The 18,194-nt window shown below is 63.4% G+C and carries 1 protein-coding gene; it reads left to right on the top strand.

The features are described 5' to 3' along the window. Window positions 1-7: 7 nt before the first annotated feature. Window positions 8-18,190 carry a tandem-95 repeat protein gene (locus ACN0X7_RS17925; RefSeq protein ID WP_417519804.1) on the top strand — a complete coding sequence of 6,061 codons (18,183 nt, stop codon included), beginning with the start codon at window positions 8-10 and terminating at the stop codon, window positions 18,188-18,190. The last annotated feature ends 4 nt before the right edge of the window (window positions 18,191-18,194 follow it).

The raw sequence follows: 18,194 nt of genomic DNA, 5'->3' as shown, positions 1-18,194 counted from the left end.
TGACGCCATGGATGGCGAGGCCGGGAACGATGAGCTGTTCGGCGGTGACGGCGATGACAGCCAGTCCGGCGGTGATGGCAATGACACGGTCAATGGCGGCGCGGGCAACGATCTGTTGCTGGGGGATGCGGGTGACGATCTGCTCAGCGGTCTGGACGGCGACGACACGCTGAACGGCGGAGACGGCATCGATACGGCGGACTATTCGGGCACGTCCAGCGCGATCGACGTGAACCTCGCGACGGGTGTGGGGCTGGATGGTTCCACCCGCGGCACCGACACGCTGATCGATATCGAGAATGTCACGGGCTCTGGATTCGGTGACACGATTACCGGCGATGCCAACAACAACCGGCTGGATGGCGGCGCGGGCAATGATCTGCTGGCAGGCGGCGGCGGTGCAGATATCCTGATCGGGGGCGACGGTACCGACAGGGCGATTTTTGCCGGCAATGAAGACGAATACGATATTGTTTTCGGAGAGAACGGCGGCGTCATCATAACGGATCTGGTGAGCGGCAGGGACGGGACCGTCACCCTGATTGATGTCGAGATCGCCTCTTTCGCCGACCGTGACGTCTCCGTGAATGGCGAGAACAGCCCACCGGTTGCAGTGGACGACACGGCGACGACCGCCGAGGATACATCGGTCAACATCGACGTGCTTGCCAACGATTCTGATCCGGATCCGGGAGAGAACAGCCTGACGGTAACGGCGGCCAGTGCAGCGAATGGCACGGTCGCGATCGAGTCGGACGGCTCCCTTACCTACACGCCGGACGCTGACTTCAACGGCGGCGATACGATCAGCTACACGATCTCGGATGGCGAACTGACGGACACAGCCGATGTCGCGGTCACGGTGACCGCCGTGAATGATGCGCCGGTGGCCACCAATGACACCATCGCCACCAATGAAGACACGGCTGTCAGCATCGCTGTGCTGGCGAACGATGCCGACGTTGATGGGGACCCGCTGACGGTCACGGCGGCGAGCGCGGCGAACGGCACGGTCGTGATCGAAGCGAATGGCTCGCTGACCTACACGCCGGATGCGGACTTCAACGGTGCGGACACGATCAGCTACACGATCTCGGATGGCGCGCTAAACGACACGGCGGAAGTCACCGTCACGGTGAACGCCGTGAATGATGCACCGGTCATCAATGTACCGGCTGCTGGCCAGGCTCTGGCGGTTGGCGGCGGTTCAAGCGGTTTCGTTGACGGGTTCGACGTTTCCGGGTTCCAGAACAGTATCACGTTCGAAGCGGTCATCCGGGCTGACGACGCGGACCTTTCCGGTCACCGGACCATTCTGGAAGTCGCTAACGACAGCCCCTATTTCGGCCTGATAGATGGACAGTTGGAGCTTTTTCCCCAGTCCGGCGGTCCGGTGCTACCGCTTGAGCAATTCGTGCATATTGCAGCCACTTTCGATGGGACCACTACCCGCCTTTATGTGGACGGTGTCGAGGTCGCAGCTAATGCGGGCAGCCCGAACTTCAACGGCGGCACGGGTCTGGGAATCGGGTTCAATCAAGGCGACAATCCGTTTGACGGCCTGATTGACGAGGCGCGTATCTGGTCGGTTGTCCGGACCCAGAGCGAAATTGATGCCAACAAGGATACCTCGCTGTCCGGCGATGAGGCAGGGCTGGAAGGCTACTGGAACTTCGACGACAGCGACGGTGTGACCTTTGCCGATCTTTCGGGCAATGGGCATGACGGAATCTTTCGCGGCGGGGCCGGTCTGAGCGATGAGACGGCGTTCGGGTCCGGGCGGAATGTCAATGAGGACAGTACGCTCACGATCGAAGGGATCAGAATTTCCGACGTCGATGTGCTTGAGGGCGATGGTCAAGTTGAGGTTGTGCTGTCGGTCGACGATGGCGTGATCGACGTGACCGCCAACGCCGCGACGATTGATGGCGATGGCACAGGTTCGGTTACGGTCACTGGTGCACTTGCCGACGTGAATGAAGCGATCGGGTCCGTCGTTTATGCGCCGGATTCGAACTTCAACGGCGAAGACTCGTTGACCATTACCGCATCTGATCTGGGCAATGCTGGCTCAGGCGGCGTGCTGACGGACACACAGACGCTGGCGTTGACAGTCGGGGCTGTGAACGATGCGCCGGTCGCCGCAGATGACACGGCAACCACGGATGAGGACATCGCCGTCAACATCGCAGTGTTGGCGAATGATGCCGACGTTGATGGGGACCCGCTGACGGTTACGGCGGCGAGCGCGGCGAACGGCACGGTCGTGATCGAGGCAAACGGTTCGCTGACCTACACGCCGGACGCGGACTTCAACGGCGCCGACACGATCAGTTATACGATCTCGGACGGCACACTCACCGATACTGCCGATGTCGCAGTCACGGTGAATGCGGTCAACGACGCGCCTGTCGCGACAGACGATCTGGCGACCACCGGTGAGGATACGGCTGTCACCATCGATGTGCTCGGTAATGATGTCGACATCGACGGGGACAGCCTGACGGTGACGGCAGCCTCTGCCGCCAACGGCACGGTCGTGATTGAGGCGAACGGCTCGCTGACCTACACACCGGATGCCGACTTCAACGGGTCGGACACGATCAGTTATACGATCTCTGACGGCAACGGTGGCACGGATACGGCAGATGTCGCGGTGACCGTGAACGCGGTCAACGATGCGCCGGTGGCAGCGGACGACACGGCAGCGACCGACGAGGATACGGCGGTCAGCATCGACGTCTTGTCGAATGACTCCGACATTGATGGCGATACGCTGACGGTGACGGCAGCCTCTGCCGCCAACGGCACGGTGGTGATCGAGAATGACGGCTCGCTGACCTACACGCCGGACGCGGATTTCAACGGATCGGACACGATCAGCTACACCATCGATGACGGCAACGGCGGGACGGATACGGCAGATGTCGCGGTCACCGTGAACGCGGTGAACGATGCGCCAGTGGCAGCGGACGACACGGCAGAGACCGATGAGGATACGGCGGTCAGCATCGACGTCTTGTCGAATGACTCTGACATCGATGGCGATACGCTGACGGTGACGGCGGCAAGCGCCGCCAACGGTACCGTGGTGATCGAGGCGAACGGCTCGCTGACCTACACGCCGGACGCCGACTTCAACGGATCGGACACGATCACCTACACCATCGATGACGGTAACGGTGGCACAGATACGGCAGATGTCGCGGTCACCGTGAACGCGGTGAACGACTCGCCTGTCGCGACAGACGATCTGGCGACCACCGATGAGGATACGGCTGTCAATATCGATGTGCTCGGCAATGATTCCGACATCGACGGGGACAATCTGACGGTGACGGCGGCAAGTGTCGCCAATGGTACGGTGGTGATTGAGAATGACGGCTCGCTGACCTACACGCCGGACGCGGATTTCAACGGTGCGGATACGATCAGTTATACGATCTCGGACGGCACACTCACCGATACTGCCGATGTCGCAGTCACGGTGAATGCGGTCAACGACGCGCCTGTCGCGACAGACGATCTGGCAGCCACCGATGAAGACACGGCGGTCAATATCGACGTGCTGGCCAACGATGTGGACATCGATGGCGATACGCTGACGGTGACGGCGGCAAGTGCCGCCAATGGCTCGGTCGTGATCGAGAATGATGGGTCGCTGACCTATACGTCGGACGCGGACTTCAACGGCGCGGACACGATCAGTTATACGACTTCGGACGGCACACTCACCGATACTGCCGATGTCGCAGTCACGGTGAATGCGGTCAACGACGCGCCTGTCGCGACAGACGATCTGGCGGCCACCGATGAAGACACGGCGGTCAATATCGACGTGCTGGCCAACGATGTGGACATCGATGGCGATACGCTAACGGTGACGGCGGCAAGTGCCGCCAATGGTACGGTCGTGATCGAGAATGATGGCTCGCTGACCTACACGCCGGACGCGGATTTCAACGGATCGGACACGATCAGCTACACTATCGATGACGGCAACGGTGGCACGGATACGGCAGATGTCACGGTCACGGTGAATGCGGTCAACGACGCGCCTGTCGCGACAGACGATCTGGCGACGACCGATGAGGATACGGCGGTCAATATCGACGTGCTGGCCAACGATGTGGACATCGATGGCGACACACTGACCGTCACGGCAGCCTCTGCCGCGAACGGCACGGTGGTGATCGAGGCGAACGGCTCGCTGACCTACACACCGGATGCGGACTTCAACGGGTCGGACACGATCAGCTACACCGTCGACGACGGCAACGGCGGGACGGATACGGCAGATGTCGCGGTGACGGTCAATGCCGTGAACGACGGGCCGGCTGCCGTGGATGACACGGCGACGACGGATGAAGATACCTCCGTCACCATCGACGTGCTGGCCAATGATGTCGATGGAGACGGCGATACGCTCACAGTTTCAGCGGCCTCGGCCACCAACGGCACGGTAGTGATTGAGGCAAACGGCTCGCTGACCTACACGCCGGACGACGACTTCAACGGATCGGACACGATCAGCTACACCATCGACGACGGCAACGGCGGGACGGATACGGCAGATGTCGCGGTCACGGTGAACGCGGTGAACGATGCGCCGGTGGTGACGGCACCCTCGGGCACGGCGCTGACCTTCGACGGGAACGCGGCCAACCACGTGCAGGTGGCCCACGATCCGTCCCTGGGCGCGGCAAGCTGGACGGTAGAGGCCTGGGTCTCGACGTCGGATGCCGACGGCCAATTCAACCGCGTGGTGACCAAGCCGGTCGGCGGCGGCCAGCAGTACAGTCTGATTGTCAAGAACGGCCTGGCGCACATCCGCTACGACGACAACGTCAATGGCGGCCGGCAGGTCGAGGCCGGGTTCGTCGCCGATGGTGCGTTCCATCACATCGCCGGCACGTTCGACGCCGCGACCGGCAAACTTACGCTTTACGTCGATGGCGTCGAGGTGGGCAGCGTTACCAATCCGGGCGATACCCCGGTGGCGGGCACTGGCGAGGTGAACATCGGTCGCTTCAATGACGGCTTCGGTGAGAGTTTCACGGGGTATATCTCCGACGTTCGCATCTGGTCGGAGGCCCGCAGCGCCGCAGAGATCGCGGCGGATTTCGATCAGGTGCTTGACGGTAACGCCGAGCCGACGCTGGAACTTTATCTGAGCTTTGACCAGAACGGGTCCAGCTCCGGCACGGTTACCGATCTCAGCAGCAACGGTTTCGACGGTACGGTCTTCGGTACGCTGAATGCCGGTGCGGTCGTCACGCCCGTGGATCAGACCGTCCAGACCACTGAAGACACTGCCGTCCGGATTTTCGGCGGTGACGTCATCGATGCGGATGCCGCCGAAGGCGCGGGCCAGATCCAGGCCACCATCACGACCGTGAACGGCGTCGTCAGTGTGACTCCCGGCAGCGGTGCCACGATCTCCAACGACAATACCGGCACGGTCACGATCGCGGGGACCGTGGCGCAGGTGGCGGCCGCCATCGCGATCCTGACCTTTGTGCCGGATCTCGGGTTTGCGGGGGCCGGAACCGTGACCATCGAAGTCTCCGATCTCGGCAACACCGGCGCTGGCGGCGCGCTGACCGATACGCAGGTCCTGACGGTCAATGTGGTCAACGACAATCAGGAGATCCTGTTCACCGATCAGGCGGACAATGTCGCGTTCGACGATGTGACAGCGGGCGACGCCGCCGACGATGGCGACAATCTGACGAACGCGAAGGCCGGCGACGATTTCGTTCTGATGGCATCCAGCAGCGCGCAGGCGGCCGAGGCGGGCTTTGCCGAAGGTACGCTGTTCGACGGCGGTGCGGGTAACGACACGCTGGTTGGGCAGGGGCTTGCCGACAATCTGCTGGGCGGCGAAGGCGACGACAGTCTGGTTGGCGATGCCGGGAATGACACGCTGGACGGTGGTGCCGGGAACGACATCATCCAGGGCGGGAGCGGCAATGACAGCCTGATCGGCGGCGCGGGTGACGACACCATCGACGGTGGTGATGGCATCGACAGCATCTTCGGCGGTCTGGGCGATGATTTCGTGCAGGGCGGGGCGGCCGGTGACTCCGTTGACGGTGGTGCGGGTCTCGACACCCTGGATGGCGGCACCGGCAATGACACGCTGCGCGGTGGTGCCGGAGACGATTCCATGGTCGGCGGTACCGGTGCGGACAGCCTGTTCGGTGATGCGGACGATGACCGTATCGATGGCGGCACCGGGGCTGACACGCTCAGCGGCGGTGACGGCATCGACATATTCGTCGGCGATTTCTCCCAGTCCGTCGGCAATGCCGTCAACGCGAACGGGTCGTCCACTGACATCACGGCGGTGACCAGCATCTCGCAGGCCGGCAATGCCAACGCGATTTCCGGATTCGAGCGCGTGGACATCATCGGCAGCACGGTGGCCGATTTCCTGACGGGCGGCGCGCTGGCGGATACGATTGCGTCGGGTGCGGGCAACGATACGGTGAATGCCGGCGCAGGCGGGGCTGACGTGCTGGACGGCGGATCGGGGACCGATTTCCTGCTGATCAACCTGTCAGGTACGACCGAGGACCTGTCGGTCACCGCCGGCGGCAGCTTCACGCTTGTGGATGGCACGTCGGTCGCCTCGTTCGAACGTTTCAACATCCAGACCGGCGCGGGCAGCGACACGCTCGACTTCACCGGCTTCTCGCTCAGTGACGTTGTCTCGACGGGGGCCGGCGACGATGTCGTCAACAGCGGTCAGGGCGATGACACGCTGGACGGCGGCGCGGGTACCGACATTCTGGTCGTGGACTTCTCGGTCTCGACGGGGAATGCGGCGACGGTGATCGGCACCACCACCGATATCGCGGATGCCACATCGGTCTCCCAGGCCACGAACAGCAAGACGATTTCCGGGTTCGAGCGCGTCGATTTCACCGGCAACAACACCGCCGATTTTCTGGTGGGCGGTGTATTCAGCGACACGATCCTTGGCGGCGCGGGCAACGACACGATCCTGGGGCCGGCCGCGACAGCGGACATCTTCGATGGCGGCAGCGGAAACGACTTCCTGCGCCTGGACCTGTCGGCGGCGACGGTTGGTGCTGTCTCCCTGGTTGCGGGCGGGGCGACGGTCACCTTCCTCGACGGCACGCAGATCATCTCCTTCGAACGCTTCGATGTCTCGACCGGCGATCAGGCCGACAGCTTCGACCTTTCGAGCGCCAATCAGTCCGATACGCTGAACACCGGCGCCGGTGACGACACCATCGACAGCGGTCAGGGCAACGACCTTCTGAATGCCGGTGACGGGTCTGACCTGCTGATCGCGGACTTCTCGGTATCGGTTGGGAATGCGGTGACAGCCATTGGCTCGTCGACGGACATCGGTGCCGTGACAAGCCTTTCGCAGGCGACAAACACCAAGACGATCTCGGGCTTCGAGCGTGTGGACATCACCGGCAGCACGGTTGCCGATTTCCTGGTGGGCGGCGCGCTGGCGGACACCATCAGCGCCGGCACGGGCAACGACACCATCAACGCCAGCGCGGGTGGCGCCGATGTTCTGGACGGTCAGGGCGGGACCGATTTCCTGATCATGGATCTGTCCGGCACCGCCGAAAATCTCTCGATTGTCGGTGGCGGAACCTTCGGCCTGGCCGACGGTACATCGGTCACATCGTTCGAACGTTTCAATCTGCAGACCGGCTCCGGCGATGACAGCTTCGATCTGTCGGGATTCAGTCTTGCCGATGTGATTTCGACGGGTGCCGGTGACGACACCGTCGATGGCGGGCAGGGTGACGATAACCTGGACGGCGGAGCGGGCACGGACGTTCTGGTCGTGGACTTCTCGGTCTCGACGGGGAATGCGGCGACGGTGATCGGCACCACCACCGATATCGCAGATGCCACATCGATCTCCCAGGCCACGAACAGCAAGACGATTTCCGGGTTCGAGCGCGTCGATATCATCGGCAGCACGGTTGCCGACTTCCTGGTGGGCGGGGCGCTGAGCGACACGATCCTTGGCGGCGCGGGCAACGACACGATCCTGGGGCCGGCCGCGACAGCGGACATCTTCGATGGCGGCAGCGGAAACGACTTCCTGCGCCTGGACCTGTCGGCGGCGACGGTTGGTGCTGTCTCCCTGGTTGCGGGCGGGGCGACGGTCACCTTCCTCGACGGCACGCAGATCATCTCCTTCGAACGCTTCGATGTCTCGACCGGCGATCAGGCCGACAGCTTCGACCTGTCGGGCGCCAATCAGTCCGATACGCTGAACACCGGCGCCGGTGACGACACCATCGACAGCGGTCAGGGCAACGACGTTCTGAACGCCGGTGACGGGTCTGACCTGCTGATCGCGGACTTCTCGGTATCGGCGGGCAATGCCGTGACGGCGATCGGTTCGCTGGACGATATCACCGCCGTGACAAGCCTCTCGCAGGCGGCAAACACCAAGACGATTTCCGGTTTCGAACGTGTGGACATCATCGGCAGCACGGCGGCGGATTTTCTGGTGGGCGGTGCGCTGGCCGACACCATCAGCGCCGGCACGGGCAACGACACCATCAACGCCAGCGCGGGTGGCGCCGATGTTCTGGACGGTCAGGGCGGCACCGATTTCCTGATCATGGATCTGTCCGGCACCGCCGAGGATCTGTCGGTCGTCAGTGGCGGAACCTTCGGCCTGACCGACGGCACGTCGGTCACCTCGTTCGAACGGTTCAACCTGCAGACCGGCTCGGGCAATGACAGCTTCGATCTCTCATCGCTCAGCCTGAGCGACACCATCGCGTCGGGTGCCGGTGACGACACCGTCGACGGAGGCCAGGGGGACGATACCCTGGATGGTGGCGATGGCTCAGATCTGCTGATCGCGGACTTCTCGGTATCGGTGGGGAATGCGGTGACAGCCATTGGCTCGTCCACCGACATCGGTGCCGTGACAAGCCTCTCGCAGGCCGCCAATACCAAGACGATTTCCGGTTTCGAGCGTGTGGACATCATCGGCAGCACGGCGGCGGATTTCCTGGTGGGCGGTGCGTTGGCCGACACCATCAGCGCCGGCACGGGCAACGACACCATCAACGCCAGCGCGGGCGGGGCCGATGTTCTGGACGGTCAGGGCGGAACCGATTTCCTGATCATGGATCTGTCCGGCACCGCCGAGGATCTGTCGGTCGTCAGTGGCGGAACCTTCGGCCTGGCCGACGGTACATCGGTCACATCGTTCGAACGGTTCAACCTGCAGACCGGCTCGGGCAATGACAGCTTCGATCTCTCATCGCTCAGTCTCAACGACACCGTCGCGTCGGGTGCCGGTGACGACACCGTCGACGGCGGTCAGGGCAACGACACGCTGAACGGCGGAGCAGGTACGGACGTTCTGGTCGCTGATTTCTCGGTTTCGACCGGCAATGCGGCCACCATCATTGGCACCACCACCGATATCGCGGACGCCACATCGATCTCTCAGGCTGCGAACACGAAGACGATCTCCGGGTTCGAGCGTGTGGACATCATCGGCAGCACGGTGGCTGATTCGCTTGGCGGCGGCGTGTTCAGCGATACGATCCTGGGGGGATCGGGCAACGACACGATTTTCGGCCCCACGGCAACGGCCGACATTCTGGACGGCGGGGCGGGCAACGACCTGCTGCGGATCGACCTGTCCGGCGGGACATTCGGCGATATCGCGCTGGTCGGCGGCGGCGCGACGGTGACGTTGCTGGACGGGACACAGATCACGTCGTTCGAGCGCTTCAACATCACGACAGGCGAGGGCGACGATTCGTTCGATCTGTCCGGCTTCAACCTGAGCGACGTGATCTCGACCGGCGGCGGCAATGACACCGTCAATGCCGGGCTGGGCAACGACACTCTGAATGGCGGTGGCGGCGTCGATCTGCTGGTTGCGGATTTCTCCCAGTCCCCCGGCAATGCGGTCACGATCATCGGCACGTCCGACGACATCACGGCGGCGACGTCGCTGTCTCAGGCGTCCAACACCAAGACCATCAGCGGTTTCGAGCAGGTCAGCCTGACGGGCAGCAACGTCAGCGATCAACTTGCGGGCGGGGCGTTGGCCGATACCATCTTCGGCGGCGCGGGCAACGACACGCTGAACGGCGGGTCCGCCGGGAACGATGTGATCGACGGCGGCGCGGGCAATGATGTTCTGATCACCGGCGCCGGGAACGATGTGATCGCCGGTGGCAGCGGCAGCGATTCCATGGATGCGGGCGCCGGTGTCGATCTGGCGGACTATGCCGCCGAAACCGCGGGTGTGAACGTCTCGCTCGCTACGGGGACCGCGAACGGCGGCTCCGGCGGCACCGACACGCTGGTCGGATTCGAGAACGTCACCGGCGGTTCAGGCGATGACACGCTGCAGGGCGACACGGGCGACAACGTCCTGACCGGCGGTCTGGGCGATGATCTGTTCGTGATTGCCGACGGTCAGGGCAGCGACACGATCGGCGGGTTCGTCGCCGGGACCGGAACCGACGATGTGCTGGATGTCCAGGGCGTCGCACAACTGGTCGATTTCAGTGATGTGCTGTCCAATGCCACAGATGATGGCACCGACACCACCATCGATATCGGCAATGGCGAAAACATCGTGCTGACCGGCGTGCTGGTCGCCGAACTGGTCGACGAGGATTTCGCTTTCGCACCCCCGGCGAACATCCAGGGCGATGCGGGCGACAACAATCTGGTCGGTGATGCGGGCCGGGATTCGATACAGGGTCTGGGCGGCAACGATACGCTGACCGGTGCCGGGGCCGATGACACGCTGGAAGGCGGCGACGGCGACGACATCCTGGATGGCGGCACGGGTGATGACTCGCTTGTCGGTGGTGCGGGCACCGATACGGTGACTTTCGCGAGTGATGGCGGCGCGGTGAGTGTCGATCTCAATGCCGGAACGGCCAGCGATGGAGCCGGTGGTGCGGACACGCTCGCGGAGATCGAGGCGGTTGTCGGATCCGAATTTGGAGATCTTCTCTCCGGCGATATCAATGCCAACCGGCTGGAAGGCGGTCTGGGCGACGACACGCTTCTGGGTCAGCGCGGGCAGGACAGCCTGTTCGGCGGCGGCGGCGATGACAGTCTGGAAGCCGATACGGGCGGCAACGGCATCGGTGTCAACGAACTGTTCGGCGGCGATGGCAACGACACCATCCGCGGCGGTCGCATCGAGGATACGATCGACGGGGGCGCGGGCGACGATTCCATCCAGGCCAACATCGGCAATGACAGCATCGACGGCGGTGCCGGGGCGGATACCATCCTGGCCGAAGACGGTGCCGACACCGTCAATGGCGGCGCTGACGACGACTCGATCCTTGGCGGCGACGGCGATGATCTGATCGATGGCGGCAGCGGCAACGACACGCTGCTGGCCGGCGACGGCGACGACACGCTGATCGGCGGGGCCGGCAACGACAGCCTGATCGGCAGCGCCGGTGCCGGTCTGGACCGCGTCGATTATTCCGGCGCGGCGGCGGCGGCGAATGTGGATCTGGTGAACAATATCGCCACCGACGGCGACGGCGGCACCGATACCCTGTCGAGCATCGAACAGGTCATCGGCAGTGACTTCAACGACACGATCACCGGCGACGCGAACATCAACCGGCTGGATGGCGCGGACGGCGACGATCTTCTGTTCGGTGGCGATGGGGGCGATTCCCTGTTCGGCCGCGACGGCAACGACACGCTGGAAGGCGGCGCAGGTGACGACCGGATCGATGGCGGCAGCGGTTTCAGCGTGGTCACCTACGCGAACGACGCGGCGGGTGTGTCTGCCAGTCTGCTGACCAGCAGCGCGACCGACGGCAACGGCGATACCGATCAGTTGGCCAACCTGGACGCTATCATCGGCTCGGCCTTCGACGACACGCTTTCGGGCGGTTTCGGACCCAACCAGCTTTCCGGCGGTGCCGGCGCCGACAGCCTTGATGGCGCATCCGGCGACGACACGCTGACCGGTGACGCCGGTGACGACACGCTGATCGGCGGGGCCGGCAACGACAGCCTGACCGGCGGCGACGGGATCGATACGGCCGACTATTCCGCGTCCGGCAGTTCGGTCAACGCCAACCTGAACACCGGCATTGCAACCGATGGTCTGGGCGGCACGGATACGCTGGCCGGTATCGAGGTGCTGATCGGCGGCAGCGGCAACGACACGCTGACCGGCGGTGCCGGCGACGACACGATCGTGGCAGGCATCGGGGACGATCGCCTGGATGGCGGCGCGGGCAACGACACGGCAGACTATTCGGGCATCGGCGATCGCGTTTCGGTCGATATCGCTTCCGGGCTGGGCATCAAGTTCAATACCGGCACCGATGACACGCTGAGCAACTTCGAGAACATCATCGCGACCGATTTCAATGACCAGGCGATCGGCAACGGGTCCGCGAACCTGCTCGTCGGCGGCCTGGGCAACGACAGCCTGCGCGGCAACGAGGGCATCGATACCCTTGACGGCGGTGATGGTACCGACACGGCGGACTATCTGGACAATCTCGGGGCCGTATTGGTCGACCTCACCAGCCAGACCGCCACGGAAGCCTCCGGCGATGTGGATGTCCTGATCAGTATCGAGGACGCCTTCGGATCGGACTTCGACGACACGCTTATCGGCGACGCCGGCAACAATCGGCTCGCGGGGTTTGTGGGCAATGATTCCATCTTCGGCGGCGCGGGCGATGATCTGCTGCAGGGTGTTCAGGGCGACGACACCATCGAAGGTGGCGACGGCGTCGATACGCTGGAAGGCAGCAGCGGCCTCAATTTCGTCAGCTATGCCAACGACACGGGCGGTGCTTCCGTCAATCTGGCCACCAATTCGGGCACGGACGGCTTCGGCAATGCCGAGACGGTCAGCAATTTCCGCGGCGTGATCGGATCGGCCTTTGGCGACACCATCACAGGCTCGAACGGCACCGATACGATTTTCGGTGGAGATGGTGGCGACCTGATCACCGGCGGGTCCGGTCAGGCCGATACGCTGAACGGCGGCGGCGGCAATGACACGATCGTGGCCGGTTCCCAGGGCACCGATATCTTCGGCGGCGACGGGGACGATTCCATCGATGCGCTCGGCGGCGACAATTTCGGCGATGCCGGCAACGACACGCTGGACGGCAGCGGACTCTCAGCCAGCCTGTTCGGCGGCCTGGGCGATGATGTCATCACGGGCGGTTCGGGTGCCGATTCCATCGAAGGCGGCGCGGGCAACGACACGATCACCGGCAGTACTTCCAGCGACGTCATTCTGGGCAACGATGGCAGTGACCTGATCGACGGCAGCTTTGGTGGTGACAACATCGATGGCGGTGACGGTGACGATACGATCAACGGCAATCTGGGTAACGACACGCTGAGCGGTGACGCCGGTGACGACACGCTGATCGGCGGGGCCGGCAACGACAGCCTGAACGGCGGCGACGGGATCGATATGGCCGACTATTCCACTGATCTGGGAAGTGTCGTCGCCGATCTGAATGGCGGTTCGGCAACCGATGGATCAGGTGGAACGGATATCCTGATCGATATCGAAAACATTGTCGGATCGGATTTCGACGACACCATCGACGGTGACGCAGGCATCAACCTGCTGGATGGCGGATCGGGCGACGACAGTCTGACCGGCGACGATGGCGGTCCGGTTACAGTCGCGTTCTCCGGCGGGGCATTCACCTATGCGACCGGAGCGAACGTGTTCTTCGACAATGGCTCGCTGCTGGTGCATGTCGCCGATGTGGCCAGTTCAACCGTTTCGGGGCTGACGCTGACCGTCGCGGATGACGGCGACCTCACGGTCCTGGACAGCGGCGAACTCATCAGCTTCAGTTTCATCGACGAGAATGGCGACACCGTTTCCGTCACCGATGCGGTAATTGGCCAGTCGGCCTTCGCAGCCAACCCCGACGAAGGCGTTCTGACGGCAACCGGTATTGCCAGCGGCGGGCGTGCCGATGGCACCCTGATCGCCCTGCTGATCGGTATGGATCAACCGTTCGGATCGAACGGCTTCTCGGCGGGCAATCAGTTCGTTGCCAACGACGCCGACGCCGACGCGGGTTTCGGTACGCCGACCAGTGTCGAACTGACCGCATTGAGTGCGAGCGACACCCTGTTCGGTGGAGATGGCAACGATACGTTGTCCGGCGGCGCGGACGCGGACTCGCTGGATGGCGGCGCGGGCACGGATCTTCTGGATTACTCGGGTGAAACCAACGGCGTTTCGGTCGATCTGGTTGGCGGCACCGCGGCGGATGGCGGTGGCAGTACCGATACGCTGGCCGGATTCGAAAATATCAACGGCGGCACGGGTAATGACACGCTGGAAGGCGATACGCAGGCCAACCTGATCTTTGGCAGCCTCGGCGACGACAGGCTGGTCGGTCGCGCCGGCAACGACACGCTCGATGGCGGAAGCGGGGACGATACAGCAGACTACAGCGCCGCCGCCGGGGGCGTGAACGTCGATCTGTTCAGCAATCGCGCGACCGATGATGGCGATGGCGGGCAGGACACGCTGACCAGCATCGAAACGGTCGTCGGCTCGGCGAATGACGACACTCTTGCTGCCGGCGCGAATGCCGTGACATTCGACGGCGGTCTGGGCAACGATTCGCTGACCGGTGGCTTCGATGATGATGTCCTGACCGGCGGCGCGGGCGACGATACGCTGGACGGCAGTGGCGGTAGTGACACAGCCGATTATTCGTCCGCCGCTGCGGGCATCAATGCCGATATCGGACTGGGCGCGGTCAGCGATGATGGCGATGGCGGAACGGACTCGATTACGAACATCGAGACGCTGATCGGCTCCGCCTTCAACGATACGCTGTTTGGCGGCATCGAGGGCGACGCGCTGCTGGGCGGCGATGGCGATGACTTCGTCCACGGCGGCGGCGACGCCTCGGGCAACGACAGTCTGTTCGGCGGCAACGGCAACGACACGCTGAACGGGCGTTCCGGAACGGATACGATCGATGGCGGTGACGGCATCGACCTGGTCACCTACGAGGAGGATTCCTCGGCCGTTTTCGTCAATCTGGCCACGGGGACCGTACAGGACAGTGGCAGCGCAGCCGACGTGCTGATCTCGATCGAGAATGTGACCGGATCCGATTTCAGCGACACGATCACCGGCGACAGCGGTGCAAATGCGCTGTCCGGTGGCGGCGGTTTCGATACGATCGATGGCGGCGACGGGAACGATGACATCGACGGCGGCGACAGCGCCGACCTGCTGATCGGCGGCGCCGGCAACGATGCGCTTGCGGGCGGTGATGGCAGCGACGTCGTCAATGGCGGGGACGGTGACGACAGCCTGTTCGGCGGCAATGGTGCGGACACGCTGGATGGCGGGGCAGGCAACGACAGCATCACTGGCGGGCCGGGGGTGGATATCGTATCCTACGGGTCCGACCTGAATGGCGTCACAGTGGACCTGGGTGCCGGAACCGCGACGGATGGCAGCGGCGGATTCGACACGCTCGTCGGCATCAGAAGCGTGATCGGGTCGGCACAGGACGACAGCCTGACCGGTTCGGGCGCAGACAACAGTCTGGAAGGTGGTGACGGGAATGACACGCTGGCCAGCGGCAGCGGTGTCAACGACACGATGGATGGCGGTGCAGGAACCGACACCGCTGACTTCAGCGCAGAATCGAGCGCGCTGAGCGCGAACCTGACCACCGGCTTCGTCACGAACCAGTTCAACGAAACCGATCAGATCAGCAACTTCGAGAATCTGATCGGTTCGGCTTTCGATGACACGATCTCGGGCGATAACAACGCGAACCTGCTGCTGGGCGGCGACGGTGCCGACAGCATCGACGGCGCGGCGGGCAACGACACGCTGGAGGGCGGCGCGGGCAACGACACACTGAACGGCGCGGACGATGCCGACTCCCTGGTCGGCGGCGACGACAATGACAATCTGAACGGCAGCAGCGGGAATGACAGCCTGTTCGGCGGTTCCGGGAACGATTTCCTTCAAGGCGGCCTGGGCGATGACTCGATTGACGGTGGCACAGGCAACGACTTCGTCAGCTATTCCTCGGCATCTGCCGGGGTCACCATCAATCTGACGACCGGCATCGCCAGCGACGGTGACGGCGGGACCGATACGCTGGCCGGCATCGAGACGTTGCTGGGCAGTGGCTTTGACGACAGCATCGTTGGCGACGGGGCCGACAATTTCGTCACCGCGTCATCGGGTAATGACACGATCCGGGGTGAAGGTGGTAATGACTCCCTGACTTCCAGTTCCGGCGATGACATCGCCTTTGGTGGTGCGGGCAACGACTCGCTGGATGGCAACAGCGGCAATGACACGCTGAATGGCGGCGCAGGCGATGACACTTTGGACGGCAGCATCGGCACCGACACGGCAGACTACTCGGACGAGACCAACGACGTGAACGTCAGCCTGTTCAGCAATCTCGGCACAGATGGGACAGGCGGTACGGATACCTACATCGGGATCGAGAATGTCGACGGCGGCAGTGGCAACGACACGCTGATCGGCTCGACCGGCGCGAACGTGCTGAACGGCGGTGCCGGCGACGACGGCATCTTTGGCGGCTCCGGCAACGACACGATGGACGGTGGTGCGGGAACTGACACCGCCGATTATTCCAGCGATGCAGCCGCCGTGGTCGTCAGCCTGGCCACGGGAACAGCGACCGATGCCAACAACGACACGGACACACTCACCAATTTCGAGAACATAGCCGGCTCGGCCTTCGCCGACAGCCTCACGGGCGATGCCGCCGCCAACCTGATCGCCGGCAATGCCGGTACCGACACGCTGGATGGCGGTGACGGCGACGACACGCTTCTCGGTGGCACAGGCGATGATACCATAACCGGCGGTAACAACGGCGCGCAGGGCGACTTCGTCTCCTATGCCGGCGATGCGGCGGCTGTGAATGTGAACCTGAGCACCGGCTCGGCCACGGACGGGTCCGGATCGTTCGATACGCTGATCGAAATCGAGAACGTAATCGGCTCCGACTTCAATGACGGGATCACGTCTGCCAACGTCGCAGGCCAATTCTTCGGCGGCGGCGGCGATGACAACATGACGGGGCTGGTGGGCAGTCAGACGCTGGAGGGCGGTGCAGGCAATGACACCATCTTTGGCGGCAATGACTCCGACAGCATTGATGGCGGTGCGGACAATGACCGCCTGTTCGGTGGCGGTGCTTCAGATACCATCCGGGGCGGCACGGGATCGGATACGCTGCTTGGCGAAGGCAGCGGCGACAGTCTCGACGGCGGTGATGGCATTGATCTCGTCGATTATGGCGGTGACGGCGGTGTCAACGGCGTCACGGTCAATCTCTCGACCGGCCTGGCAACAGACTCGTTCGGCCTGACGGACACCCTCACCTCGATCGAGGAGGTCAACGGCACCAACGTAGCCGACAACATCACCGGCGATGCAAACGACAACCGCTTTGTCGGCAACAATGGTGCAGACACGATCGATGGCGGTCTGGGTATCGACACCATCGACTACGGCTCGGAAGTTGGCGGCAATGGTGTCTCCGTCGATCTGACGAACGGCACGGCGACGGACACGCATCAGGTCGGTGACACTCTTTCAGGCATCGAGGTTGTTCTCGGCACTGGCAGCAGCGACACGATCACCGGCAGCGCGAATGCGGACACGCTTTCCGGTGCGGCAGGCGGCGACAGTCTGGACGGCGAAGGCGGTAACGACAGTCTGGATGGCGGCGACGGCGGTGACTTCATCGAAGGCGGTGCAGGCGCTGACGTCATGACCGGCGGTGCGGGCGCGGATCGCTTCTTTGCTTTCAGCACCAGTGACCTGATCGCTCTGTCGGATGGTCAGACCGTCGCCGGGCAGAGCGTCGCCGTCGACGAGGTGACGGATTTCGTCAGCGGGACGGACGAGTTCGAGTTCCTGGGCTTCGGCAATTTCGAGGAGATCGGAAGCGGCGCGCAGTTTGCCACCATCGGTGTGGCCTATGACGGCACCAACTCCGGCATCGGAAGCGGTGCGGCCTATGTCTTCGATGGCACACATCTGCATTATGACGACGACGTGGCGACCGACGGCTATCACGTTGTCGCCGACACAAACGGTCAGAGCGTTGCCGCGACAGACATTGAAGCGAACTTGGGTAACTGAGGCC

Source organism: Minwuia sp., assembly GCF_048263705.1.
GTDB lineage: Bacteria > Pseudomonadota > Alphaproteobacteria > Minwuiales > Minwuiaceae > Minwuia.
Note: the sequence above shows the minus strand (reverse complement) of the source record. Positions and strands in the feature narration are given on the sequence as shown.

Coding starts and splice junctions, on each gene's coding strand:
- ACN0X7_RS17925 (WP_417519804.1), top strand. CDS start 8: ATGGATGGCGAGGCCGGGAACGATGAGCTGTTCGGCGGTGACGGCGAT.